Origin of the sequence: Enterobacter sp. KB-221C9, from assembly GCF_041320715.1 — a bacterium.
In the GTDB taxonomy this organism is placed as follows: Bacteria; Pseudomonadota; Gammaproteobacteria; order Enterobacterales; family Enterobacteriaceae; genus Enterobacter; species Enterobacter asburiae_D.
The window spans coordinates 1-25,901 of sequence record NZ_JBGIWG010000020.1 but is presented as its reverse complement, the minus strand read 5'-3'; the positions used below and the strand labels follow the sequence as shown (position 1 = coordinate 25,901).

Below are 25,901 nucleotides of genomic sequence, written 5' to 3'. Positions count from 1 at the left end.
TACGAAAAAACGATATTCCTTGGCTTAGGTGAGTAGAAACCCGATGTTTCAGCAGAAAAAGGACTGGGAAACACGAGAAAACGCATTTGCTGCTTTCTCCATGGGGCCGCTGACCGATTTCTGGCGCCAGCGTGAGGAAGATGAGTTTACGGGCGTCGGCGATATTCCGGTACGCTTTGTGCGTTTTCACGATAAGAAAAATGACCGGGTCATTGTGGTCTGCCCCGGACGTATTGAGAGCTATATCAAATACGCCGAACTGGCCTATGACCTGTTCCATCTGGGCTTCGATGTGTTGATTATCGATCACCGCGGGCAGGGGCTTTCTGGCCGCCTGCTATCGGATACGCATCGCGGCCACGTGGATAACTTCAGCGATTACGTCGACGATCTCGCCGCGTTCTGGCAGCAGGAGGTCGAGCCTGGCCCGTGGCGGAAGCGCTATATTCTGGCGCACTCTATGGGCGGTGCGATTTCAACGCTGTTTTTACAGCGCCACGCGCACCAGTGCGACGCCATTGCGCTCACCGCGCCGATGTATGGCATCGTCATGCGTTTTCCTGACTGGATGGTGCGACATATTCTTGACTGGGCTGAGGGCCATCAGCGCATTCGAGAAGGCTATGCCATCGGGACGGGGCGCTGGCGTGCACTGCCGTTTGCGATGAATGTGCTGACCCACAGCCGACAGCGCTATCGTCGTAACCTGCGTTTTTATGCCGATGAACCGCGCCTGCGCGTGGGCGGCCCGACCTATCACTGGGTGCGGGAAGGTATTCTTGCCGGTGAGCAGGTGCTGGCTGGCGTTGGCAATGACGACACGCCAACACTGCTGATTCAGGCTGAAGAAGAGCGTGTGGTGGATAACCGCATGCATGACCGTTTTTGTGAACTCCGCGCTGCCGCCGGCCACCCTTGTGAAGGGGGAAAACCGCTGGTTATTAACGGCGCTTACCATGAGATCCTTTTTGAAAAGGACGCTATGCGCTCAGTCGCGCTCAACGCCATTGTTGAATTTTTCAACAGGCATAATTGATTCTTGTTTTCCACCAGAGGTTGAAATCCCTATGTACCAGGTTGTTGCATCTGATTTAGATGGCACGCTGCTTTCCCCCGACCACACCCTCTCGCCTTACGCGAAAGAGACCTTAAAACTCCTGACCGCCCGTGGCGTGAACTTCGTGTTTGCCACCGGTCGCCACCACGTGGACGTGGGGCAGATCCGCGATAATCTGGAAATCAAATCGTACATGATCACCTCCAACGGTGCGCGCGTGCACGATACTGACGGCAACCTGATCTTTACCCACAACCTGGATCGCGATATTGCCGCCGATCTGTTCGGCGTGGTGCACAATAACCCGAATATTGTCACTAACGTCTACCGCGACGACGACTGGTTTATGAACCGCCACCGCCCGGAAGAGATGCGTTTCTTCAAGGAAGCCGTATTCCAGTACTCACTGTACGAGCCGGGCCTGCTGGAGCCGGAAGGGATCAGTAAGGTGTTCTTCACCTGTGTAAACCATGAGGAATTGCTGCCGCTGGAGCAGGCGATCAACGCCCGCTGGGGCGATCGCGTTAACGTAAGCTTCTCAACCCTGACCTGCCTGGAAGTTATGGCGGGGGGCGTCTCCAAAGGTCACGCGCTGGAAGCCGTCGCGAAACGTCTGGGCTTCGAGCTGAAAGACTGTATCGCCTTTGGTGACGGCATGAACGATGCCGAAATGCTTTCGATGGCAGGCAAGGGCTGCATTATGGAAAATGCGCACCAGCGTCTGAAAGACCTGCACCCGGAGCTGGAAGTGATCGGCACCAACGGCGATAACGCGGTGCCGAAGTATCTGCGCAAACTGTTCCTTGAATAATCTTCATTTGGTTGTTTATTGCTCAGATGTCAACTAAAGAGTTCGCTACAATGCCTCTCCTTCTTTTTGAGAGACAAGCATTGTGGCGCTACTCATTATCACCACTATCCTGTGGGCCTTCTCCTTTAGCCTGATTGGCGAATACCTTGCCGGTTCGGTCGACAGCTACTTCTCGGTGCTGATGCGCGTGGGGCTGGCGGCGCTGGTGTTCCTGCCGTTTCTGCGCACGCGCGGGCAATCGCTGAAAACGATTGTGCTGTACATGCTGGTGGGGGCGATGCAGCTCGGCATCATGTATCTGTTTAGCTTCCGGGCCTACGTCTACCTGTCTGTCTCCGAGTTCCTGCTCTTTACCGTGTTGACGCCGCTCTATATCACGCTGATTTACGACCTGCTCAGCAGGCGCCGCCTGCGTTGGGGATACCTGCTGAGCGCGGCGCTGGCGGTGATCGGCGCGGCGATTATTCGCTATGACAAAGTCAGCGACCACTTCTGGACCGGGCTGATGTTCGTCCAGCTCGCCAACATCAGTTTCGCCATCGGCATGGTGGGCTACAAACGCCTGATGGAGACCCGTCCGATGCCGCAGCATAACGCGTTTGCCTGGTTTTATATGGGGGCCGCGATTGTCGCGGTGGCGGCGTGGTTTATGCTCGGCAATCCGCAAAAACTGCCGACTACTTCCGTGCAGTGGGGCGTTCTGGTCTGGCTGGGCGTAGTGGCGTCAGGGCTGGGGTACTTCATGTGGAACTACGGCGCTACGCAGGTAGACGCCGGTACGCTGGGGATCATGAACAACGTGCACGTCCCGGCAGGGCTGCTGGTCAATCTCGCCATCTGGCAGCAACAGCCGCACTGGCCGAGCTTCATTATTGGGGGAGCGGTGATCCTGGCTTCGCTGTGGGTCCATCGCCGATGGGTCGCTCCGCGCTCCGCACAAACGGAAGATGGTCGCAAGCGTGGTTCCGCGCTGAGCGAATAAACGCCTCCGTAATCGGCTGACGCTGCTCGCCATCGCGCACGGCGGCGTACAGTCGGCTCCACAGTCCTTCACCCAGGGTTTTGGTCTGTACCAGACCCTGGCGTTCAAAACTCTCCACCACCCAGTGCGGCAGCGCCGCGATACCCATTCTGGCCGCCACCATCTGAATCAGCAGCAGCGTGTTATCCACGCTTTTCAGCTGCGGGCTAATGCCTGCTGGCTGCAGGAAGTGGCGCCAGATATCCAGACGACTGCGCTGGACCGGATAAATCAGCAGCGTTTCTGTCGCCAGGTCTTCCGGCGTGATGCGCGTTTTACTCGCCAGCGGATGGTCCGGCGCCAGCACCAGGCGCACTTCATAATCAAACATCGGCGAATAGTGCAGGCCGCTGCGCGGCAGGATGTCAGAGGTCATCACCAGATCCAGCTCGCCCTGCTGCAGCGACGGCTGCGGGTCAAAGGTCACGCCGGATTTGAAGTCCATCTCCACCTGCGGCCACTTCTGACGGAAGTTCTCAAGCGCGGGGGTCAGCCACTGAATACAGCTGTGGCACTCAATGGCGATACGCAGTTTGGTTTGCTGCGGTTCGTTGCAGGACTGCAGCGCGCTGGCGATTTGCGGCAGCACCTGATTCGCCAGCTGAAGAAGAATTTCACCTTGCGGCGTAAAGCGTAGCGGCTGGCTCTTACGCACAAAAAGACGGAAGCCGAGGCGTTGTTCCAGATCGCTGAACTGGTGAGAAAGGGCGGACTGGGTCTGATGCAGCGTGGCCGCCGCCGCCGCGAGCGAGCCGCAGTTCCGCAACGCTTGTAGCGTTTTCAGGTGTTTTATCTCGATCATGAAAGTCCTTCACTTCGCCATGAACATTTTGCGCTTGAGGAATATACAGTACCTGCCAATTATAGATGTGTAAACATCTGGACGTCTAAATAACGAATTTCACAAGGGGCATACCATGACAATCCGCAATCACACTCTCGGTTTCCCTCGCGTTGGCCTGCGTCGCGAGCTGAAAAAAGCGCAAGAAAGCTACTGGGCGGGAAACTCCACCCGTGAAGAACTGCTGGCGGTGGGACGCGAGCTGCGCGCCCGTCACTGGGATCAGCAAAAACAGGCGGGCATTGACCTGCTGCCGGTGGGCGATTTCGCCTGGTACGACCATGTTCTGACGACCAGCCTGCTGCTTGGCAACGTGCCGGCTCGTCATCAGAACAAAGATGGATCGGTAGATATCGATACCCTGTTCCGCATCGGCCGTGGCCGCGCGCCAACGGGTGAGCCAGCGGCAGCGGCGGAAATGACCAAGTGGTTTAACACCAACTATCACTATATGGTGCCGGAGTTCGTGAAAGGCCAGCAGTTCAAACTGACCTGGACGCAGCTTCTGGATGAAGTGGACGAAGCGCTGGCGCTGGGCCATCAGGTGAAACCGGTGCTGCTCGGGCCGGTAACCTACCTGTGGCTGGGTAAAGTGAAAGGTGAGCCGTTTGACCGACTCAGCATGCTGAAGGATATTCTGCCGGTCTACAAACAGGTGCTGATTGAGCTGGGCAAGCGCGGTATTCAGTGGGTACAAATCGACGAACCGGCGCTGGTGCTCGAGCTGCCCCAGGAATGGCTCGATGCCTTCAAACCGGCGTATGACGCGCTCACCGGTCAGGTAAAACTCCTGCTGACGACCTATTTTGAAGGCGTGACGCCAAACCTGAAGACCATTACCGCGCTGCCGGTGCAGGGCCTGCACGTTGACCTCGTACACGGTAAAGATGATGTGGCGGAGCTGCACAAGCGCCTGCCAGCGGACTGGCTGCTTTCCGCCGGGCTGATTAACGGTCGTAACGTCTGGCGCGCCGATCTCACTGAGAAATACGCACAAATAAAAGACATCGTCGGCAAACGTGAGCTTTGGGTGGCCTCTTCCTGTTCCCTGCTGCACAGCCCGATCGATCTGAGCGTGGAGACCCGCCTGGATGCCGAGGTGAAAAGCTGGTTTGCCTTCGCCCTGCAAAAATGCGAAGAGCTGACGCTGCTGCGCGACGCACTGAACAGCGGCGACACGGCGGCGATTGCCGAATGGAGCGCACCGATCCAGGCGCGTCGTCACTCGGCGCGCGTGCACAACCCGGCGGTGGAAAAACGTCTGGCGGCCATCACCGCTCAGGACAGCCAGCGCCAGAGCCCGTACGAGCTGCGCGCCGAAGCCCAGCGCGCCCGTTTCAACCTGCCCGCCTGGCCGACCACGACTATCGGCTCTTTCCCGCAAACCACGGAGATCCGCGGTCTGCGTCTGGACTTCAAAAAGGGCAATCTGGATGCGAATCACTACCGCACCGGTATCGCGGAACACATCAAGCAGGCGATTATCGAGCAGGAACGCCTGGGGCTGGACGTGCTGGTGCACGGCGAGGCCGAGCGTAACGACATGGTGGAATACTTCGGTGAGCACCTGGACGGTTTCGTATTTACCCAGAACGGCTGGGTGCAGAGCTATGGCTCCCGCTGCGTGAAGCCGCCGGTGGTCATTGGTGACGTTAGCCGCCCGGAAGCGATCACCGTGGAGTGGGCGAAGTATGCCCAGTCCCTGACCGACAAGCCGGTAAAAGGGATGCTGACCGGTCCGGTAACCATTCTCTGCTGGTCGTTCCCGCGTGAAGACGTGACCCGTGAAACCATCGCCAAACAGATAGCCCTGGCGCTGCGTGATGAAGTGGCGGATCTGGAAGCGGCAGGCATTGGCATCATCCAGATTGACGAGCCGGCGCTGCGCGAGGGTTTACCGCTGCGCCGCAGCGACTGGGATGCCTACCTGCAGTGGGGCGTGGAAGCGTTCCGCATCAACGCCGCGGTGGCGAAGGACGACACCCAGATCCACACCCACATGTGTTACTGCGAATTTAACGACATCATGGATTCGATTGCCGCGCTGGACGCCGACGTGATAACCATCGAGACCTCGCGTTCGGATATGGAGCTGCTGGAGTCGTTTGAAGAGTTCGACTACCCGAATGAAATCGGGCCGGGCGTGTACGACATTCACTCCCCGAACGTGCCGAGCGTGGAGTGGATTGAAGCCCTGCTGAAAAAAGCGGCCCAGCGTATTCCGGCAGAGCGCCTGTGGGTGAACCCGGACTGCGGACTGAAAACCCGCGGCTGGCCGGAGACGCGTGCGGCGCTCGCCAATATGGTGAAGGCGGCGCAGAATTTGCGTCAGGCGTAGTGGTGTTAGATTGCCGGGTGGCGCTATCGCTTACCCGGCCTGTCTGTAGGCCCGGTAAGGCGTAGCCGCCACCGGGCTTTTTTCTTTATGCTTTCTTCCCGCCGTACTGGCTAAACCAGTCCAGCATCCGCTGCCAGCCATCTTTGGCTGATTCTGCGTGATAGCTCGGACGATAGTCGGCGTTAAACGCATGCCCGGCATCCGGGTAGACCACAATCTCCGCCTTCGCATTAGCCGCACGGAGCGCATGGCGCATGGTCTCTACCGAATCAAGCGAAATACCGGTGTCCTGACCGCCGTACAGCCCTAACACGGGGGCATTTAATTCGGTGGCAATATCGACGGGATGTTTCGGTGAATTCAGCGTTTTTTCACCCACCAGTTTGCCGTACCAGGCGACAGCAGCTTTGAGCTGCGGGTTATGCGCGGCATACAGCCAGCTAATGCGTCCGCCCCAGCAGAAACCGGTGACCAGCAGACGATGCGGATCGCCGCCGTTGCGCGTCGCCCAGCTGGCGACGTGATCGAGATCGGCCAGCACCTGAGCGTCCGGGACTTTGCTGACCAGGTTGCTGAGCAATGTTGGAATATCGCTGTAGTCGTTCGGATCGCCCTGACGGAAGTAGAGCTCTGGCGCAACGGCCAGATACCCTTCCAGCGCCAGCCGGCGGCAGAGGTCGCGAATGTGTTCATGAACACCAAATATCTCCTGAATCACAATCACGATGGGCAGCGGACCGTCTGCCGATTTTGGCCGTGCGTGATAAGCAGGCATATTCTCCCCCTGCGAGGGAATGGAGGTCTCGCCCGCGGTAATTGCCGCTTCTGGCGTCGACACGATGGTTGAAGCATGTGGGGCCGCAGCAGGTGCAAAACCGGTTTTTTCAGTCATGGCATTCTCCGTACCAATGAGTTAGCGCAAAGGTAAATATAGACACCAGGTTAACAACTCACAGTGCCTTAAACGGTCTATCTTTTGTGCAGCACCTGGCGATATAACTTGTTAATGTGATGTGAATCACCTTTTTATGGAAATTCAATGTAATCATTTTCATTCATGGTGAGGTGCGTCACGAAAATATGCTTACTGCTTCTGTAAAGTACCGTTTTACTTCTTCTGACTAACCGACCCACAGAGGAGTCACCTATGTCTAAGTCTGATGTTTTTCATCTCGGCCTCACCAAAAACGATTTACAAGGGGCTACGCTCGCTATCGTCCCTGGCGATCCTGAGCGTGTGGAAAAGATCGCCGCGCTGATGGATAAGCCGGTCAAGCTGGCTGCCCATCGTGAGTTCACCACCTGGCGCGCAGAGCTGGATGGCAAAGCGGTGATCGTGTGCTCTACCGGTATCGGTGGTCCGTCTACTTCTATTGCTGTTGAAGAGCTGGCGCAGCTGGGCATTCGTACCTTCCTGCGTATCGGTACCACCGGCGCTATCCAGCCGCACATCAACGTCGGCGACGTGCTGGTCACGACCGCGTCCGTCCGTCTGGACGGTGCAAGCCTGCACTTTGCGCCGATGGAATTCCCGGCAGTGGCTGATTTCGAATGCACCACCGCGCTGGTTGAAGCCGCGAAGTCCGTAGGCGCAACCACCCACGTGGGCGTAACCGCCTCTTCCGACACCTTCTACCCGGGCCAGGAGCGTTACGACACCTTCTCAGGCCGCGTGGTAAGCCGTTTCAAAGGCTCAATGGAAGAGTGGCAGTCCATGGGCGTGATGAACTACGAAATGGAATCCGCAACGCTGCTGACCATGTGCGCAAGCCAGGGTCTGCGTGCCGGTATGGTGGCGGGCGTTATCGTCAACCGTACCCAGCAGGAGATCCCTAACGCCGAAACCATGAAGCAGACCGAAAGTCATGCGGTGAAAATCGTGGTGGAAGCCGCGCGTCGCCTGATCTAGTCCTCTCCTTTCGAAATCAAAGGCCGACACGTTCGGCCTTTATTTTTTGCGTAGCGCCTCGCAGGAAAACCCTTTCAAACTGGACGTTTGTACAGCACAATCCTATTTTGTGCGGGTAATACGTTGATGCAGGGGGCATTGTGGATATCTCAATCCTGATTTACGCGGTGATTGCGCTGGCGGGCGTGGCGATAGGCTGGCTCATTTCCAGCTATCAGCATGCACAGCAGAAGGCCGACCAGCTGGCAGAGCGCGAAGAGATGGTCGCCGAGTTAAGCGCGACAAAACAGCAGCTTGCGCTGAGCGAACACTGGCGCGACGAGTGCGAATTGCTCAATAACGAGCTGCGCAACCTACGTGATATCAACACCTCGCTGGAGGCCGATCTCCGCGAAGTGACCACCCGCCTTGAATCCACCCAGCTGCATGCGGAAGACAAAATCCGCCAGATGATCAACAGCGAGCAGCGTCTCAGCGAACAGTTTGAGAACCTCGCCAACCGTATTTTTGAGCACAGCAACCGCCGCGTTGACGAACAGAACCGCCAGAGCCTGAATGGCCTGCTGACGCCGCTGCGCGAACAGCTTGACGGTTTTCGTCGTCAGGTGCAGGACAGTTTCGGTCAGGAAGCCCGCGAGCGGCACACGCTGGCGCATGAGATTCGCAATCTCCAGCAGCTGAATGCCCAGATGGCGCAGGAAGCGGTCAACCTGACCCGCGCGCTGAAAGGGGATAACAAAACCCAGGGCAACTGGGGAGAAGTGGTGCTGACCCGCGTACTGGAAGCCTCTGGCCTGCGGGAAGGATATGAATACGAAACGCAGGTGAGTATCGAAAACGACGCCCGCTCTCGTATGCAACCGGATGTGATTGTGCGGCTGCCGCAGGGTAAAGATGTGGTGATTGACGCCAAAATGACGCTGGTGGCGTATGAACGCTACTTCAATGCGGAAGATGACTACACCCGCGAGTCGGCGCTGCAGGAACACATCGCCTCCGTGCGTAACCATATTCGTCTGCTCGGCAGAAAGGATTATCAGCAGTTACCGGGGCTGCGCTCGCTGGACTACGTGCTGATGTTTATCCCGGTAGAACCCGCATTTCTGCTGGCACTCGACAGACAGCCTGAGCTTATCACCGAAGCGCTCAAAAATAACATTATGCTGGTCAGCCCCACCACGCTGCTGGTGGCGTTACGCACCATTGCGAACCTGTGGCGCTATGAGCACCAGAGCCGCAACGCGCAGCAGATTGCCGATCGTGCCAGCAAGCTGTACGACAAAATGCGCCTCTTCGTGGACGACATGTCCTCAGTCGGGCAGAGCCTGGATCGTGCGCAGGATAACTACCGCCAGGCGATGAAAAAACTCGCCTCCGGACGCGGCAATCTGCTGGCACAGGCCGAATCATTCCGCAGCCTGGGGGTAGAGGTTAAGCGCGAGATTAATCCGGAATTGGTCGAACAGGCCACCGCCCAGGACGACGAGTTTCGCCTGCGAGAAGGGGCGGACGAACAAAAGACAAACAGTGAAGACAACACGTTAGCGGCGGATTTATCACCAGACGAGACCCCAGCGCGTTTCTTTCGCGGTGGTTGAAACGTAGGGCAAACGCGCCCAATCTGTTACACTTCACGAACATTTTACTGATAAGCAGGCTCTAAGATGGCTGACGATTCACAAGACACAACGCACTTTGGCTTTCAGACTGTCGCCAAAGCGCAGAAAGCTGACATGGTGGCCCACGTATTTCATTCCGTGGCGGCGAAGTACGATGTGATGAATGACCTGATGTCGTTCGGCATTCATCGCTTGTGGAAGCGCTTCACCATTGACTGTAGCGGCGTTCGTCGTGGACAAACGGTGCTGGACTTAGCCGGCGGCACGGGCGATTTAACCGCGAAATTCTCTCGTCTGGTGGGCGAAACCGGTCGCGTTGTTCTTGCCGATATTAATGACTCCATGCTGAAAATGGGACGCGAAAAGCTGCGTAACATCGGCGTGGTGGGGAATGTGGAATATGTGCAGGCAAACGCCGAAGCGCTGCCATTCCCGGATAACACCTTTGACTGCATCACGATCTCTTTCGGTCTGCGTAACGTGACCGATAAAGAAAAAGCGCTGCGCTCCATGTACCGCGTGCTGAAGCCGGGTGGACGTCTGCTGGTGCTCGAGTTCTCTAAACCGATCATTGAGCCGCTGAGCAAAGCCTACGACGCCTATTCCTTCCACGTGCTGCCGCGTATTGGCGAGCTGGTGGCTAACGACGCTGAAAGCTACCGTTATCTGGCGGAATCTATCCGTATGCACCCGGATCAGGACACATTAAAAGCCATGATGCAGGATGCAGAATTTGAAAATGTTGAATATTTCAACCTGACGGCGGGCGTCGTCGCGCTGCATCGCGGTTACAAATTCTGAGTGGAGGTGTCCCGTGCCCTTTAAACCCTTAGTCTCCGCAGGCGTCGAGAATGTACTGAACGCTTTTCTGTATCGCGCTCCGGCGCTGAAAGCTGCACGTCAGCGGCTAAACGGGAAGGTATTACGCATTGTTTTAAAAGAGTTTTCGACGCCGCTTGTGCTGGTCTTCAGCGAACGCCAGCTTGACGTTCTGGGGGCGTGGGAAGGTGAAGCCGACTGCTCGGTCATTACGCACATGAGCCTGCTGCCAAAACTGCGCGATCGCCAGCAATTAACGGCGCTTATCCGCAGCGGTGAGCTGGAAGTGGAAGGCGACATTCAGGTCGTGCAGAACTTCGTTGCGCTCACCGACCTGGCGGAGTTCGACCCGGCAGAGCTGCTCGCGCCTTTTATCGGCGACATTGCCGCCGAAGGCATCGGGAAAGTCCTTCATGGTGGTGCCTCCTTTGCGCGTAAAAGCCTCCAACGCCAGCAACGCTATGCGGCGGAAGTGCTGACGGAGGAGTGGCGAATGGCGCCAGGGCCACTGGAAGTTGCATGGTTTGCGGAAGAGACCGCTGCTGCTGAACGTGCGGTTGATGCGTTAACCAAACGGCTGGAAAAACTGGAGGGCAAATGACGCCTGGTGAAATTCGGCGCCTCTATTTTATTATTCGCACCTTTTTGAGCTACGGGCTCGACGAGCTTATCCCCAAAATGCGTATCACGCTGCCGCTTCGTATCTGGCGGCGGATGCTGTTCTGGATGCCCAATCGCCATAAAGGTCAACCGCTGGGTGAGCGTCTGCGCCTGGCGCTGCAGGAGCTCGGTCCGGTTTGGATTAAATTCGGACAGATGCTGTCGACCCGCCGCGATCTCTTTCCGCCTCTCATTGCCGATGAGCTCGCGATGCTGCAGGATCGCGTCGCACCGTTTGACGGCGCGCGCGCGAAAAAGCAGATTGAAGAGGCGATGGGAAATGTCCCCGTCGAGACCTGGTTTGACGATTTCGACATTAAGCCACTGGCGTCGGCCTCTATCGCGCAGGTGCACACCGCGCGTCTGAAGGAAAACGGCAAAGAAGTCGTTATTAAGGTCATTCGTCCGGACATCCTGCCGGTCATCAAAGCGGATATGAAGCTGATTTATCGTCTGGCGCGCTGGGTACCACGCTTGCTGCCGGACGGGCGTCGCCTTCGTCCACTGGAAGTGGTGCGGGAATATGAAAAAACGCTGATTGATGAGCTTAACCTGCTGCGCGAATCGGCAAACGCCATTCAGCTGCGCCGCAACTTTGAAAACAGCCCGATGCTCTATGTACCTGAAGTCTATTCTGACTACTGCAGCCAGGACATGATGGTGATGGAGCGTATCTACGGTATTCCGGTTTCGGATGTGGTGGCCCTGGAGAAACAGGGAACGAACATGAAGCTGTTGGCCGAACGTGGCGTACAGGTCTTCTTTACCCAGGTGTTCCGCGACAGCTTTTTCCATGCGGACATGCATCCGGGCAATATCTTCGTGAGCTACGAACACCCTGAGGATCCGAAGTATATCGGTATCGACTGCGGGATTGTGGGGTCGCTGAACAAAGAAGATAAACGGTATCTGGCAGAGAACTTCATCGCGTTCTTCAACCGCGACTACCGTAAGGTGGCCGAGCTGCACGTCGATTCCGGCTGGGTGCCGCCTGACACCAACGTCGAAGAGTTCGAGTTTGCGATCCGGACCGTTTGTGAACCGATTTTTGAAAAACCGCTGGCGGAAATCTCCTTCGGCCACGTGCTGTTAAACCTGTTCAATACGGCTCGCCGCTTTAATATGGAAGTTCAGCCACAGCTTGTTTTACTTCAGAAAACATTACTTTACGTTGAGGGTGTAGGCCGACAGCTCTATCCTCAGTTAGACTTGTGGAAGACCGCGAAACCTTTCCTTGAATCCTGGATTAAGGATCAGGTTGGCATTCCGGCGCTGGTGCGCTCGCTGAAAGAGAAAGGCCCGTTCTGGATAGAAAAAATGCCTGAAATTCCTGAACTGGTTTATGACAGTTTGCGTCAGAGCAAGAACCTTCAGCACAGTATGGATAAAATCGCCCGCGAGCTTCAGTCCAGCCGTGTTCGCCAGGGACAGTCACGCTACCTCTTTGGGATTGGCGCAACGCTGCTGCTGAGCGGTACGCTGATGCTGATCAACCGTCCGGACTGGCAGATGATGCCCGCGTGGCTGATGGCTGGCGGGGTGGTAGTCTGGCTAGCAGGCTGGCGAAAAACGCGCTGAGCGTGCGTCGCTATCGACAGGTCGCAGACGTATAATGCGACCTGACTCTTTAATCATCTATCCCTGAGGAACATGTATGGGTGGTATCAGTATCTGGCAATTGTTGATCATTGCCGTCATCGTCGTGCTGCTGTTTGGCACCAAAAAGCTCGGTTCTATTGGTTCCGATCTGGGCGCGTCTATCAAAGGCTTCAAGAAAGCGATGAGCGATGATGAGACCAAGCAGGATAAAACCAGCCAGGACGCTGATTTTACTGCTAAATCCATCGCCGACAAGCAAGAAGAAGCCAAAAAGGAAGACGCTAAACGCCACGATAAAGAGCAGGTGTAAGTCGTGTTCGACATTGGTTTTGGTGAACTCCTGCTGGTCTTTGTGATTGGCCTGATTGTGCTGGGGCCGCAGCGTCTGCCGGTGGCAGTGAAAACCGTTGCGGGATGGGTTCGTGCGCTGAGATCGCTGGCATCGACCGTTCAGAATGAACTGGCGCAGGAGCTTAAGCTGCAGGAATTTCAGGAAAGCCTGAAAAAGGTCGAGAAGGCGAGCATGGATAACCTGACGCCGGAACTGAAAGCGTCAATGGATGAGCTGCGCGAAGCGGCGGAATCGATGAAGCGCTCCTATAGCGTTAACGATCCCGAAAAAGCGAGCGATGAAGCGAACACCATCCATAACCCGGTGGTGAAGGGCAGCGAGGAGCAGCGCGAGGGCGTAACGCCTGCCAGCGCTGAACATCAGGCTGCCGCGCCGGAACAGACGCCGCAGGAAACCGAAGTGAAAAAACAGGCGCAGCCGGAAGAGCCGGTAGCAAAAACGGCGGAAGTGAAGCCCGCTGCGTCCGTTTCCGAATCATCCCCCTCGTCGAGTGATAAAGCGTAAACATGGCAGTAGATGATACTCAACCGCTGATTACGCACCTCATTGAGCTGCGTAAGCGCCTGTTAAACTGCATTATTGCGGTTTTACTCATATTCCTGTGCCTGGTCTATTTTGCCAACGATATCTACCAGGTGGTCTCTGCGCCGCTGATCAAACAGATGCCCCTGGGCGCAACGATGATTGCAACAGACGTTGCTTCTCCGTTCTTTACCCCCATCAAGCTGACCTTCTGGGTGTCGTTGATTGCCTCTGCACCGGTCATTCTTTACCAGGTGTGGGCGTTTGTGGCGCCAGCGCTGTATAAGCATGAACGCAAGCTGGTGATCCCGCTGCTGGTGTCCAGCTCGCTGCTGTTCTATATCGGCATGGCGTTTGCCTATTTCGTTGTCTTTCCGCTGGCCTTCGGCTTCCTGACGCATACCGCGCCGGAAGGGGTCCAGGTGTCGACGGATATCGCCAGCTACCTCAGCTTTGTGATGGCGCTGTTTATGGCGTTTGGCGTGGCATTCGAAGTGCCGGTGGCCATTGTGCTGCTTTGCTGGGTAGGGGTTACGACCCCGGATGACCTGCGTAAGAAGCGTCCGTATATCCTGGTGGGCGCCTTTGTGGTCGGCATGCTGCTGACGCCGCCGGATGTGTTCTCGCAGACGCTGCTGGCCATACCGATGTACTGTCTTTTTGAGGTCGGCGTATTCTTCTCGCGTTTCTACGTGGGTAAAGGACGTCGAGCGGATGACGAAGACGATACGTCCGACAAGACCACTGAAGAGTAAAACCAGCCGCCCGTCAGGGCGGTTGTTATATGGGGATTTGCATGTTTGACATCGGACTCAATCTTACCAGCTCGCAGTTTGCGAAAGATCGTGATGAGGTGGTTGCGCGCGCGTTTGCCGCCGGGGTGAAAGGGCTGCTGCTGACAGGCACCAACCTGCATGAGAGCGAGCAGGCGCAGCAGCTGGCGCAACGCTACGATCGCTGTTGGTCTACTGCTGGCGTGCACCCTCACGACAGTAGCCAGTGGATCCCGGAAAGTGGCGACAGCCTGTACAGGCTGGCGAAGACGCCAGACGTTGTGGCGATCGGCGAATGCGGTCTCGATTTCAACCGTAACTTTTCCACGCCTGAAGAGCAGGAAAAGGCGTTCACTGCACAGCTTGCGCTGGCGGCAGAGCTTGGAATGCCCGTATTTATGCACTGCCGCGACGCGCATGAGCGTTTCCTGGCACTTCTCGATCCGTGGCTGGAGAAACTGCCCGGCGCGGTACTGCACTGCTTCACCGGTTCACGGCAGGAAGCGCTGGATTGCCTGCAGCGCGGGCTTTATCTGGGTATTACCGGCTGGGTTTGCGATGAGCGTCGCGGGCTTGAACTTCGGGAGCTGTTGCCAGCGATCCCGGCTGACCGGTTGCTCCTTGAAACCGATGCGCCTTATCTGCTACCGCGCGATATGAAGCCCAAACCGGCATCGCGGCGAAATGAGCCCGCGTATCTGGGGCACATTGTTGAGAGCGTTGCGAAGTGGCGCGGAGACGATCCGCACCGGCTTTCGGCGCAGACGGATGACAACGTGCGTAATCTGTTTGGAATAAACGTTTAAAGTTTGCGGAAGTCGGTGTTTTTAACGCTCTGCAGCACCTGCTTGTTCAGCAGATTGAGCAACAGCATAGAGCGTGCTTCCCCGTCCGGCTCGGCAAAAATCGCCTGCAGGCCTTCAAAAGCGCCTTCGGTAATCACGACGCTATCGCCGGTGTAAGGGGTTTCGGGGTCGGTGATCCCTTCAGGCTGCTGATAAACCGACAGCTGGTGAATGACCGTCGACGGGACCGTTGCCGGGTGGGCGCCAAAACGAACGAAGTGGCTGACGCCACGCGTTGCGCTGATGGTGGTGGTGTGGATGACTTCCGGGTCGAACTCCACGAACAGGTAGTTCGGGAACAACGGCTCGCTGACGGTTGTGCGCTTCCCGCGCTGCATTTTTTCAAGCGTGATCACGGGTGTCAGGCAATTTACAGACTGACGTTCAAGATGTTCCTGCGCGCGCTGAAGTTGCCCGCGTTTGCAATACAGTAAATACCAGGCCTGCATAATCACTCTTTCCCTTAGTTCGGGGCGCAAGCATATCAAAACCCTGGCGGGATCGCTAAGTTGATTATAATGGGGGAAAATGGAACAGAACGCATAAGTTCACGCTTATTTAACAAAATTACAGCATCAAGCAGGCTTACGCCGTATAATGAAGCGCTTACAGAGAGGCCATGATTAACTGCATGAAATACCACGATCTCCGCGACTTCCTGACGCTGCTGGAAAAGCAGGGTGAACTCAAACGTATTACACTTCCTGTTGATCCTTATCTGGAGATGACAGAAATTGCTGACCGCACCCTGCGTGCCGGTGGCCCCGCATTACTGTTTGAAAATCCGAAAGGTTACTCAATGCCGGTGCTGTGCAACCTGTTTGGTACACCGCGTCGTGTTGCATTGGGGATGGGGCAGGAAGACGTCACGGCGCTGCGTGAAGTCGGTAAACTGCTGGCGTTTCTGAAAGAGCCGGAGCCACCGAAAGGCTTCCGCGATCTGTTCGACAAACTGCCGCAGTTTAAGCAGGTGCTGAACATGCCCACCAAACGCCTGCGCGGCGCGCCGTGCCAGCAGAAAGTGCTGGAAGGCGATGCGGTAGATCTGACCAAAATCCCTATCATGCAGTGCTGGCCTGAAGATGCCGCTCCGCTGATCACTTGGGGGCTGACCGTTACGCGCGGCCCGCACAAAGAGCGGCAAAACCTCGGTATTTACCGCCAGCAGTTGATTGGCAAGAATAAACTCATCATGCGCTGGCTGTCGCATCGCGGCGGCGCGCTGGATTTCCAGGAGTGGTGCGCCGCGCATCCGGGGGAACGTTTCCCGGTGTCTGTCGCCTTAGGTGCCGATCCGGCCACCATTCTGGGAGCCGTCACCCCCGTGCCGGATACCCTTTCTGAATATGCGTTTGCAGGCCTGCTGCGCGGAACGAAAACCGAAGTCGTGAAGTGTATTTCTAACGATCTCGAAGTTCCGGCCAGTGCAGAAATTGTGCTGGAAGGTTACCTTGAGCAGGGTGAAATGGCGCCAGAAGGCCCTTACGGCGACCACACCGGCTATTACAACGAAGTGGATAACTTCCCGGTGTTTACCGTGACGCACATTACGCAGCGTGAAGATGCGATTTATCACTCCACGTATACCGGACGTCCACCGGACGAACCGGCGGTGCTGGGCGTGGCGCTGAACGAAGTGTTTGTGCCAATCCTGCAAAAGCAGTTCCCGGAAATTGTTGATTTTTATCTCCCGCCTGAAGGATGCTCGTATCGCATGGCGGTGGTCACGATGAAGAAGCAGTATCCTGGCCATGCTAAACGCGTGATGATGGGCGTATGGTCTTTCCTGCGCCAGTTTATGTATACCAAATTTGTTATTGTCTGCGATGATGACGTTAACGCCCGCGACTGGAATGACGTAATCTGGGCCATTACCACGCGAATGGACCCGGCGCGCGATACGGTGTTAGTCGAAAACACGCCGATAGATTACCTGGATTTTGCCTCGCCGGTTTCCGGTCTTGGCTCAAAGATGGGACTGGATGCCACAAATAAATGGCCTGGCGAAACCGACCGTGAATGGGGTCGCCCGATCAAAAAAGATCCTGCTGTGACCGCGCGAATTGACGCGATCTGGGACGAGCTGGCCATAATGAATAACGGTAAACTCTGAGCTGACCGTTAAGCCCTATAGACTTCCCGACAGAGAGAGCGAATGACAACCTTAAGCTGTAAAGTGACCTCGGTAGATGCCATCACCGACACCGTATATCGCGTCCGTTTAGTGCCAGAAGCGCCATTCTCTTTCCGCGCGGGTCAGTACCTGATGGTTGTGATGGATGAGCGTGATAAGCGTCCTTTCTCTATGGCCTCAACGCCAGCGGAGCAGGAATTTATTGAGCTTCATATTGGTGCGTCAGAGCTTAACCTGTATGCGATGGCGGTGATGGATCGGATCCTGAAGGAACGCGAAATCGTGGTGGATATTCCGCACGGTGATGCGTGGCTGCGCGATGACGAAGACCGTCCGCTGATCCTGATCGCTGGCGGTACGGGCTTCTCTTATGTGCGCTCTATTCTGTTGACCGCACTGGCGCGTAACCCGGATCGTGACATCACTATTTACTGGGGTGGCCGCGAAGAGAAACATCTGTACGACCTCTCTGAGCTGGAAGCGCTGAGCGTAACCCATCCTAACCTGCGCATTGAACCGGTGGTTGAGCAGCCGGAAGAGGGCTGGCGTGGTCGTAGTGGGACGGTGCTGACGGCGGTGCTGCAGGATCATGGCACGCTGGCAGGGCACGATATCTATATCGCTGGCCGTTTTGAGATGGCGAAAATCGCCCGTGACCTGTTCTGTAACGAACGTGACGCGCGTGAAGACCGCCTGTTTGGCGATGCGTTTGCCTTCATTTAAATAAAAAACCCGCCCCTGACAGGCGGGAAGAACGGCAACTAAACTCTTTCTCTTCGCCTGTGAAGCCAGTGGCGGTGAGATACCTCTCGTAGGCCGGGAAAGCGCAGCGCTTCCCGGCAAAAGCCCGATAGCGCGATGCTTATCGGGCCTACGTTATAGCCTTACACTCTCTCAAACACCGTCGCGATACCCTGACCCAGCCCGATACACATCGTTGCCAGACCAAACTGGGCATCTTTGCGTTCCATCAGGTTGATCAGCGTCGTGCTGATACGCGCCCCGGAGCAGCCCAGCGGGTGACCGAGGGCGATCGCGCCGCCGTTGAGGTTAATCTTCTCGTCGATCTGCTCCATCAGCCCCAGATCCTTAATGCACGGCAGGATCTGCGCGGCGAACGCTTCGTTCATTTCGAACAGGTCGATGTCGCTGGCGGTTAATCCCGCTTTTTTCAGCGCCAGCTTCGAGGCCGGAACCGGGCCGTAGCCCATGATGGAAGGATCGCAGCCCACGACCGCCATCGAACGTACCCGAGCGCGAGGGGTTAAGCCCAGCTCGCGGGCACGGCTTTCGCTCATCACCAGCATCGCGGCGGCACCGTCGGACAGCGCCGACGAAGTACCTGCCGTTACCGTACCGGTGACCGGATCAAACGCAGGGCGCAGTGTGGAAAGCGCTTCTACGGTGGTTTCCGGGCGGATGACTTCGTCGTAGCTGAACTGCTTCAGTACGCCGTCTGCGTCGTGACCGCCAGTCGGGATGATCTCATTCTTAAAGGCGCCGGACTGCGTCGCCGCCCATGCGCGAGCGTGAGAGCGCGCGGCAAAGGCATCCTGCATTTCACGGCTGATGCCGTGCAGACGAGAGAGCATCTCGGCGGTCAGACCCATCATCCCCGCGGCTTTCGCCACGTTACGGCTCATGCCTGGGTGGAAATCGACCCCGTGGCTCATCGGCACGTGACCCATGTGCTCAACGCCGCCCACCAGGCAGGCCTGCGCATCGCCGGTCATGATCATGCGCGCCGCGTCGTGCAACGCCTGCATTGATGAACCGCACAGGCGGTTGACGGTGACGGCCGGAACCGAATGCGGGATCTCCGCCAGCAGCGACGCGTTACGGGCGATGTTGAAACCTTGCTCCAGGGTCTGCTGCACGCAGCCCCAGTAGATATCGTCCAGCGCAGCAGGATCTAGCGCCGGGTTACGCGCCAGCAGGCTACGCATCAGATGCGCGGAGAGGTCTTCTGCACGCACGTTACGGAACGCGCCGCCTTTTGAACGGCCCATCGGGGTGCGAATCGCATCAACAATGACAACCTTTTCCATTGTGACTCCTTAAGCCGTTTTCAGTTCGCCAACCGGACGGGCTGGCTCAACTGCTGGATAGTAGGGTTCGTTATGGCGCGCTTTGTTACGCAGACCTTCCGGCACCTCATAAAGCGGGCCGAGGTGCTGATACTGCTGAGCCATATCGAGATAGCGGGCGCTGCCGAGCGTGTCCAGCCAGCGGAACGCGCCGCCGTGGAACGGAGGGAAGCCCAGGCCGTATACCAGCGCCATATCCGCTTCTGCCGGGCTGGCGATGATGCCTTCTTCGAGGCAACGCACCACTTCGTTGACCATCGGGAGCATCATCCGGGCGATGATTTCATCGTCGGAGAAGTCACGTTTTGGCTGACTGACTTCAGCCAGCAGGCCATCCACCGCGGCATCTTCTTCTTTCTTCGGTTTGCCTTTGCTGTCTTCTTTATAGCGCCAGAAGCCCAGGCCGTTTTTCTGGCCGAAGCGGTTAGCGTCGAACAGCGCGTCAATGGCGTCGCGATAATCTTTCTGCATGCGCTGCGGGAAGCCTGCCGCCATCACCGCCTGAGCGTGGTGGGCGGTATCAATGCCGACCACGTCCAGCAGATACGCCGGGCCCATCGGCCAGCCGAACTGTTTTTCCATCACTTTGTCGATTTTGCGGAAGTCCGCACCGTCGCGCAGCAGCTGGCTGAAACCGGCGAAGTAAGGGAACAGCACGCGGTTGACGAAGAAGCCCGGGCAGTCGTTAACGACGATCGGCGTTTTGCCCATCTTGCTTGCCCACGCCACCACTTTGGCGATGGTTTCGTCAGAGGTTTTTTCCCCACGGATCACTTCGACCAGCGGCATACGGTGTACCGGGTTAAAGAAGTGCATCCCGCAGAAGTTTTCCGGGCGCTTCAGCACGCTCGCCAGTTCGCTAATCGGAATGGTGGAGGTGTTAGAGGCCAGCACGGTCTCAGGACGAACCTTGTCTTCCGTTTCCGCCAGCACCGCTTTTTTGACTTTCGGGTTCTCGACGACGGCTTCGACCACCACGTCGACACGGTCGAAACCGCTGTATTCCAGCACGGGCTGAATGGTGGAGATCACACCTGCAAGCTTCAGCCCGTCAATTTTTCCGCGTTCCAGCTGTTTATTCAGCAGCTTGGCCGCTTCGGTCATGCCCAGCGTCAGGGATTTCTCGCTGATGTCCTTCATCACCACCGGCACGCCTTTCCAGGCCGACTGGTAAGCGATGCCGCCACCCATAATGCCGGCGCCGAGTACCGCCGCATGTTTTGGCGTCTCAACGTTTTTAGTCAGCTGTTTGGCTTTACCCTTCACGAACTGATCGTTGAGGAAGATACCGACCAGCGCGCGGGCTTCATTGGTGTGCGCCAGCGGGACAAAGCTCTGATTTTCGAGCTTCAGCGCGTCATCGCGACCGAGACGGGCAGCCGCTTCAATGGTTTTCACCGCCGTGATCGGCGCCGGGTAGTGTTTACCCGCCGTCTGCATCACCATGCCTTTGGCGATGGTGAAGCTCATGGTGGCTTCAATTTTGCTGAGTTTTAATGGCTCCAGCTTCGGCTGGCGTTTGGCTTTCCAGTCGAGATCGCCGTTGATGGCCTGACGCAGAATGGCGAGTGCGCCTTCAACCAGTTTCTCTGGCTTCACGACGCCATCGACCAGGCCAATTTTCTGCGCCTGTTCTGCGCCGACATCTTTACCGGCGGCAATGATCTCCAGCGCGCTGTCGGCACCCAGCATGCGCGGCATACGTACGGAGCCGCCAAAGCCCGGCATGATGCCCAGCTTGGTTTCCGGCAGGCCGATGCGCAGGTCCGGCGTCGCCAGACGGTAGTCGGTCGCCAGCACGCACTCGCAGCCACCGCCCAGCGCATAGCCGTTAACGGCGGAAATGGTCGGGACAGGCAGATCTTCCAGACGATTAAAGACGCTGTTGGCAAAGTGCAGCCACTGGCTCAGCTGTTCCTCCGGGACCAGGAACAGCGAAAGGAACTCGGTGATATCGGCACCGACAATAAAGGCCGCTTTGTTCGAACGCAGCAGCAGCCCTTTTAATTCAGGTTGTTTTTCAAGAACATCAAGCGCCTGGCCAAGACTGGCCACCGTCGCGGTATCAAGCTTGTTCACTGAGCCGGGGGCATCGAACACCAGTTCGGCAATGCCATCTTCCAGCCAGTTGAGGTACAGGGTGTCGCCTTTGTAGAGCATGTCAGTCTCCTGAATCCAGCAATTGGATCTGGTCATACCAGATGAATCGGAGTGTGGGATTTATGTTAATAAAATGCAAATTACTCATTAAGAAAATGCTGCATTGATCACGGTCGGTGGAAATCACGCAGCCGGAGTGAGGTGTGCTAAGATGCGATGTCTTGAGGTCAAAAAAACGAAAGGAAGAATGATGGACTCACTGGCTTCGCTTTATAAAAATCATATCGTTACCCTACAGGAACGTACCCGCGATGTACTGGCCCGCTTTAAGCTGGATGCGCTGCTGATCCACTCCGGCGAGCTGATGAATACCTTTCTGGATGACCACGCTTATCCGTTTAAGGTGAACCCGCAGTTTAAAGCCTGGGTACCGGTGACTCAGGTTCCAAATTGCTGGCTGCTGGTGGACGGCGTGAACAAACCGAAACTGTGGTTCTACCTGCCGGTCGATTACTGGCACAACGTAGAGCCGCTGCCGACCTCTTTCTGGACGGAAGAGATCGACGTGATTGCACTGCCGAAAGCGGACGGTATTGGCAGCCAGCTGCCTGCGGCGCGTGGCAACATCGGCTACATTGGCCCTGTTCCAGAGCGCGCGCTGGGTCTGGATATTCCGGCAGACAAACTCAATCCGAAAGGGGTGCTGGATTACCTGCACTATTACCGCGCGTATAAAACCGACTACGAACTTTACTGCATGCGTGAAGCGCAAAAAACGGCGGTGAATGGCCACCGTGCCGCGCATGAAGCGTTCCAGTCCGGCATGAGCGAGTTCGACATCAATCAGGCCTATCTGACCGCGACAGGCCACCGCGACACCGACGTGCCGTACAGCAATATCGTCGCGCTGAATGAGCACGCGTCTGTGCTTCACTACACCAAACTGGATCACCATGTTCCGTCGGAAATGCGCAGCTTCCTGCTGGACGCAGGGGCAGAGTATAACGGTTACGCGGCCGACCTGACCCGTACCTGGGCGGCGAATGCGGATACCGATTTCGCGCAGCTGATTAAAGACGTGAACGATGAACAGCTGGCGCTGATTGGCACCATGAAAGCCGGAACCAGCTATGTGGATTACCACATCCAGTTCCATCAGCGCATCGCAAAACTGCTGCGTAAGCATCAGATTGTAAAAGACATGAGCGAAGAGGCGATGGTCGAGAACGATCTGACCGGGCCATTCATGCCGCACGGTATCGGCCACCCGCTGGGCCTGCAGGTTCACGACGTTGCGGGCTTTATGCAGGATGATACCGGCACGCACCTGGCGGCACCGTCTAAATATCCTTACCTGCGCTGCACCCGTATTCTGGAGCCGCGTATGGTGCTGACGATTGAACCGGGGATCTACTTTATCGAATCCCTGCTGGCGCCGTGGCGCGAAGGCCAGTTCAGCAAACACTTCAACTGGGAAAAAATTGATGCGCTGAAGCCGTTTGGCGGTATTCGCATCGAAGATAACGTTGTGATTCACGAAAACGGTATCGAGAACATGACGCGAGACCTGAAGCTGGCCTGATGGAAAGCTGGCTGATACCGGCTGAACCGGTCACCTTTGTTGAGGAAATCAAGAAAAGCCGCTTTATTACGCTGCTGGCGCATACCGACGGCGTAGAGGCGGCAAAGGCGTTTGTCGAGTCCGTTCGGGCTGAGCATCCTGACGCACGTCACCACTGCGTGGCGTGGGTGGCAGGGCCGCCTGACGATTCGCAACGGCTGGGGTTTTCCGACGACGGTGAACCGGCGGGCACGGCCGGTAAACCTATGCTTTCGCAGCTGATGGGCAGCGGCGTGGGTGAAATTACCGCCGTGGTGGTGCGCTACTACGGCGGTATTTTGTTAGGCACGGGGGGGCTGGTTAAAGCGTATGGCGGTGGGGTTCAGCAGGCACTGAATATACTCATAACCATCCGCAAAACGCCGCTCACCGAATATACTTTACTGTGTGATTACGCCCAGCTATCCGGCATCGAAACGTTGCTGAGGCAGTTTAACGGCGTCATCGCGCACAGTGAATATCAGGCAATGGTGCAATTACGCGTGGCGCTTCCTCAGGCGGAACTGGCTGCTTTTTCAGCAAAACTGGCTGATTTTAGTCGTGGTTCGTTGCAATTGCTGCCGATTGAAGAATAATCCCCACCTCACTTTTGAATACCAAAGGAAGCGGCAGAGATGCATTTTCGTGCCATAACCCGAATCGTTGGACTGCTGGTCATACTCTTTTCCGGGACGATGATTCTCCCTGGACTGGTGGCGCTTATCTACCGGGACGGTGCGGGGCGGGCATTTACCCAGACCTTTTTTGTCGCGCTGGCGATTGGCTCTCTGCTGTGGTGGCCAAACCGTCGTCAGAAAGGTGAGCTGAAATCTCGCGAAGGCTTTCTGATTGTGGTCCTGTTCTGGACGGTGCTGGGGAGCGTCGGTTCGCTGCCCTTTATCTTCTCTGAACAGCCTAACCTGAGCATCACGGATGCCTTTTTTGAATCGTTCTCCGGTTTAACGACCACCGGGGCGACGACGCTGGTGGGGCTGGATTCACTTCCGCACGCCATTCTCTTTTATCGCCAGATGCTTCAGTGGTTCGGGGGGATGGGGATCATCGTCCTGGCGGTGGCCATTCTGCCTATTCTGGGCGTCGGGGGGATGCAGCTCTATCGCGCCGAAATGCCCGGACCGCTGAAAGACAACAAAATGCGCCCGCGTATTGCCGAGACGGCGAAAACCCTCTGGCTTATCTATGTCTTGCTGACGGTGGCCTGTGCGCTGGCGCTATGGTTCGCCGGGATGCCCGCTTTCGACGCCATCGGACACAGCTTCGCGACGATCGCGATCGGTGGGTTCTCCACTCACGATGCCAGCGTCGGCTACTTCGACAGTCCAACGATTAATACCATCATTGCTATTTTCCTGCTGATCTCTGGCTGTAACTATGGCCTGCACTTCTCTTTACTGAGCGGGCGCAGCCTGAAGGTGTACTGGCGTGACCCAGAGTTCCGCATGTTTATTGGCGTCCAGCTGACGCTGGTGATCATCTGTACCCTGGTGCTGTGGTTCCATGATGTTTACAACTCCGCGCTGACCACGCTAAACCAGGCGTTCTTCCAGGTGGTATCGATGGCGACGACCGCCGGGTTTACCACGGACAGCATCGCGCGCTGGCCGCTGTTCCTGCCGGTGCTGCTTTTATGCTCTGCATTTATCGGGGGCTGTGCGGGGTCTACGGGCGGTGGCCTGAAGGTAATTCGTATTCTGCTGCTGTTTAAGCAGGGGAACCGCGAGCTGAAGCGCCTGGTCCACCCGAACGCGGTCTACAGTATTAAACTCGGGAACCGCGCGCTGCCGGAACGTATCCTCGAAGCGGTGTGGGGATTCTTCTCGGCGTATGCGCTGGTCTTTATCGTCAGCATGCTGGCGATCATCGCGACGGGGGTGGATGATTTCTCCGCCTTTGCATCCGTCGTCGCAACATTGAATAACCTCGGGCCTGGCCTGGGGGTTGTGGCTGATAACTTTGCCAGTATGAACCCGGTCGCGAAATGGATCCTCATTGCCAATATGCTGTTTGGTCGTCTTGAGGTCTTTACGCTGCTGGTGCTGTTCACCCCTACATTCTGGCGCGAGTAAGGAGCCGTTGATGAAAACACTGATTCTTTTCTCTACGCGAGACGGGCAAACGCGTGAGATTGCCGCGTATCTGGCATCGGAATTAAAAGAGCTGGGTATTTACTCGGATGTGGTCAATCTGAATCGTGCGGAACAGATAAGCTGGCAGGATTACGATCGCGTGGTAATTGGCGCGTCAATTCGTTACGGGCATTTCCATCCGGCGCTGGATCGCTTTGTGAAAAAGCACACGGCGGTGCTCAACAAATTGCCCGGTGCGTTTTACTCGGTCAATCTTGTCGCACGTAAAGCCGAGAAGCGTACGCCGCAGACCAACAGCTACACGCGCAAGTTTTTGCTCAGCTCGCCGTGGCAGCCAGACCTGTGCGCCGTCTTTGCCGGCGCGCTGCGCTACCCTCGCTACCGCTGGTATGACCGCTTTATGATCCGCCTGATTATGAAGATGACCGGGGGGGAAACCGATACGCGTAAAGAAGTGGTTTATACCGACTGGTCGCAGGTGGCCAGTTTTGCGCGGGAAATCGTACATTTAACGGGCGATTCGCGACTTAAATAAGCGTTAAGTTTGAAAAGTGAGCGAACGAAAAGTTTTTTGTATTTTGTGCTTGTCACTTCAGAATAACTCCCTATAATGCGCCTCCACTGACACGGAACAACGGCTTACAGGCCGCCGGGTTAGCGGGGTTCAGAGATGAACGCCAGCAGAGAAAAGCGAAAATAAACGCTT

Annotated in this window: 24 protein-coding genes; 19 read left to right on the top strand and 5 right to left on the bottom strand. The window is 56.6% G+C overall.

All coding sequences use genetic code 11. The features are described 5' to 3' along the window. Positions 1 to 43 precede the first annotated feature (43 nt). The 3 genes from pldB (at position 44) to AB8846_RS21360 (ending at position 2,850) form a co-directional block, all read left to right on the top strand. Positions 44 to 1,036, top strand: coding sequence for a lysophospholipase L2 (pldB, locus tag AB8846_RS21370; protein ID WP_063145017.1), 993 nt, complete (start codon positions 44 to 46; stop codon positions 1,034 to 1,036). A 31-nt stretch (positions 1,037 to 1,067) separates the two neighbouring features. Next, on the top strand, positions 1,068 to 1,868 hold the full coding sequence (gene yigL, locus AB8846_RS21365; RefSeq protein WP_063431779.1) for a sugar/pyridoxal phosphate phosphatase YigL: 801 nt from the start codon (positions 1,068 to 1,070) through the stop codon (positions 1,866 to 1,868). A gap of 82 nt (positions 1,869 to 1,950) precedes the next feature. Continuing rightward, a complete protein-coding gene (locus tag AB8846_RS21360; protein ID WP_063145015.1) occupies positions 1,951 to 2,850 on the top strand; it encodes a carboxylate/amino acid/amine transporter in 900 nt (299 codons plus the stop codon). On the opposite strand, the gene metR is transcribed toward AB8846_RS21360, so the two are convergent. Further along, positions 2,738 to 3,691: an HTH-type transcriptional regulator MetR gene (metR, locus tag AB8846_RS21355; RefSeq protein ID WP_063145014.1), complete on the bottom strand. Its 954-nt coding sequence runs from the start codon at positions 3,689 to 3,691 to the stop codon at positions 2,738 to 2,740. The two genes, AB8846_RS21360 and metR, sit on opposite strands and share 113 nt — an antisense overlap. A gap of 115 nt (positions 3,692 to 3,806) precedes the next feature. On the opposite strand from metR, the gene metE reads away from it, so the two are divergent. After that, a complete protein-coding gene (metE, locus tag AB8846_RS21350; protein ID WP_370733635.1) occupies positions 3,807 to 6,068 on the top strand; it encodes a 5-methyltetrahydropteroyltriglutamate--homocysteine S-methyltransferase in 2,262 nt (753 codons plus the stop codon). 85 nt (positions 6,069 to 6,153) lie between these two features. Here metE and AB8846_RS21345 read toward each other — a convergent pair whose 3' ends face one another. Further along, positions 6,154 to 6,960, bottom strand: a complete 807-nt coding sequence (locus AB8846_RS21345; RefSeq protein ID WP_370733634.1) for a dienelactone hydrolase family protein — start codon at positions 6,958 to 6,960, stop codon at positions 6,154 to 6,156. Between the two features lie 255 nt (positions 6,961 to 7,215). Here AB8846_RS21345 and udp point away from each other — a divergent pair, with 255 nt between their 5' ends. The 9 genes from udp to tatD all read left to right on the top strand — a co-directional run bounded on the left by udp (position 7,216) and on the right by tatD (position 15,127). Then, on the top strand, positions 7,216 to 7,977 hold the full coding sequence (gene udp, locus AB8846_RS21340; protein WP_003860792.1) for a uridine phosphorylase: 762 nt from the start codon (positions 7,216 to 7,218) through the stop codon (positions 7,975 to 7,977). Between the two features lie 140 nt (positions 7,978 to 8,117). Continuing rightward, on the top strand, positions 8,118 to 9,575 hold the full coding sequence (gene rmuC / locus AB8846_RS21335; protein ID WP_370733633.1) for a DNA recombination protein RmuC: 1,458 nt from the start codon (positions 8,118 to 8,120) through the stop codon (positions 9,573 to 9,575). Between the two features lie 66 nt (positions 9,576 to 9,641). Next, positions 9,642 to 10,397, top strand: a complete 756-nt coding sequence (gene ubiE, locus AB8846_RS21330) for a bifunctional demethylmenaquinone methyltransferase/2-methoxy-6-polyprenyl-1,4-benzoquinol methylase UbiE (RefSeq protein WP_023309612.1) — start codon at positions 9,642 to 9,644, stop codon at positions 10,395 to 10,397. A gap of 13 nt (positions 10,398 to 10,410) precedes the next feature. Continuing rightward, the gene (ubiJ, locus tag AB8846_RS21325) at positions 10,411 to 11,016 is read left to right on the top strand and encodes a ubiquinone biosynthesis protein UbiJ (RefSeq protein ID WP_370733632.1); all 606 of its coding nucleotides are present in this window, start codon (positions 10,411 to 10,413) and stop codon (positions 11,014 to 11,016) included. Then, the gene (ubiB, locus tag AB8846_RS21320; protein ID WP_331411039.1) at positions 11,013 to 12,653 is read left to right on the top strand and encodes a ubiquinone biosynthesis regulatory protein kinase UbiB; all 1,641 of its coding nucleotides are present in this window, start codon (positions 11,013 to 11,015) and stop codon (positions 12,651 to 12,653) included. The genes ubiJ and ubiB overlap by 4 nt, the downstream gene beginning before the upstream one ends. Positions 12,654 to 12,729: 76 nt before the next feature. Further along, on the top strand, positions 12,730 to 12,984 hold the full coding sequence (gene tatA, locus AB8846_RS21315; protein WP_063145007.1) for a Sec-independent protein translocase subunit TatA: 255 nt from the start codon (positions 12,730 to 12,732) through the stop codon (positions 12,982 to 12,984). A 3-nt stretch (positions 12,985 to 12,987) separates the two neighbouring features. Further along, positions 12,988 to 13,530, top strand: a complete 543-nt coding sequence (tatB, locus tag AB8846_RS21310; protein WP_063145006.1) for a Sec-independent protein translocase protein TatB — start codon at positions 12,988 to 12,990, stop codon at positions 13,528 to 13,530. Between the two features lie 2 nt (positions 13,531 to 13,532). Next, the gene (gene tatC, locus AB8846_RS21305) at positions 13,533 to 14,303 is read left to right on the top strand and encodes a Sec-independent protein translocase subunit TatC (protein ID WP_023309607.1); all 771 of its coding nucleotides are present in this window, start codon (positions 13,533 to 13,535) and stop codon (positions 14,301 to 14,303) included. Positions 14,304 to 14,344: 41 nt separating this feature from the next. Beyond that, positions 14,345 to 15,127, top strand: coding sequence for a 3'-5' ssDNA/RNA exonuclease TatD (gene tatD, locus AB8846_RS21300; protein WP_370733630.1), 783 nt, complete (start codon positions 14,345 to 14,347; stop codon positions 15,125 to 15,127). On the opposite strand, the gene rfaH is transcribed toward tatD, so the two are convergent. After that, entirely contained in the window at positions 15,124 to 15,615 is a 492-nt protein-coding gene (gene rfaH / locus AB8846_RS21295; RefSeq protein ID WP_023333788.1) for a transcription/translation regulatory transformer protein RfaH, read from the bottom strand. The two genes, tatD and rfaH, sit on opposite strands and share 4 nt — an antisense overlap. Positions 15,616 to 15,788: 173 nt before the next feature. Between rfaH and ubiD the strand changes: the two genes are divergently transcribed. Then, positions 15,789 to 17,279: a 4-hydroxy-3-polyprenylbenzoate decarboxylase gene (gene ubiD / locus AB8846_RS21290; RefSeq protein ID WP_370733655.1), complete on the top strand. Its 1,491-nt coding sequence runs from the start codon at positions 15,789 to 15,791 to the stop codon at positions 17,277 to 17,279. A 42-nt stretch (positions 17,280 to 17,321) separates the two neighbouring features. After that, positions 17,322 to 18,023 (top strand): NAD(P)H-flavin reductase, encoded by a 702-nt coding sequence (gene fre, locus AB8846_RS21285; protein WP_008501516.1) that lies wholly within the window; start codon positions 17,322 to 17,324, stop codon positions 18,021 to 18,023. Positions 18,024 to 18,184: 161 nt separating this feature from the next. On the opposite strand, the gene fadA is transcribed toward fre, so the two are convergent. Beyond that, a complete protein-coding gene (gene fadA / locus AB8846_RS21280) occupies positions 18,185 to 19,348 on the bottom strand; it encodes an acetyl-CoA C-acyltransferase FadA (protein WP_008501515.1) in 1,164 nt (387 codons plus the stop codon). Between the two features lie 9 nt (positions 19,349 to 19,357). Then, the gene (gene fadB / locus AB8846_RS21275) at positions 19,358 to 21,547 is read right to left on the bottom strand and encodes a fatty acid oxidation complex subunit alpha FadB (protein WP_370733629.1); all 2,190 of its coding nucleotides are present in this window, start codon (positions 21,545 to 21,547) and stop codon (positions 19,358 to 19,360) included. Positions 21,548 to 21,737: 190 nt separating this feature from the next. On the opposite strand from fadB, the gene pepQ reads away from it, so the two are divergent. From pepQ to hemG, 4 genes are read left to right on the top strand one after another with little or no spacing between them, the layout of a single operon-like run. After that, positions 21,738 to 23,069, top strand: coding sequence for a Xaa-Pro dipeptidase (gene pepQ, locus AB8846_RS21270; protein ID WP_331411043.1), 1,332 nt, complete (start codon positions 21,738 to 21,740; stop codon positions 23,067 to 23,069). After that, the gene (locus tag AB8846_RS21265) at positions 23,069 to 23,683 is read left to right on the top strand and encodes an IMPACT family protein (RefSeq protein WP_370733628.1); all 615 of its coding nucleotides are present in this window, start codon (positions 23,069 to 23,071) and stop codon (positions 23,681 to 23,683) included. The genes pepQ and AB8846_RS21265 overlap by 1 nt, the downstream gene beginning before the upstream one ends. A gap of 39 nt (positions 23,684 to 23,722) precedes the next feature. Continuing rightward, positions 23,723 to 25,174, top strand: coding sequence for a Trk system potassium transporter TrkH (gene trkH, locus AB8846_RS21260; protein WP_023309600.1), 1,452 nt, complete (start codon positions 23,723 to 23,725; stop codon positions 25,172 to 25,174). Between the two features lie 10 nt (positions 25,175 to 25,184). Further along, positions 25,185 to 25,730: a menaquinone-dependent protoporphyrinogen IX dehydrogenase gene (hemG, locus tag AB8846_RS21255; RefSeq protein ID WP_370733627.1), complete on the top strand. Its 546-nt coding sequence runs from the start codon at positions 25,185 to 25,187 to the stop codon at positions 25,728 to 25,730. The last annotated feature ends 171 nt before the right edge of the window (positions 25,731 to 25,901 follow it).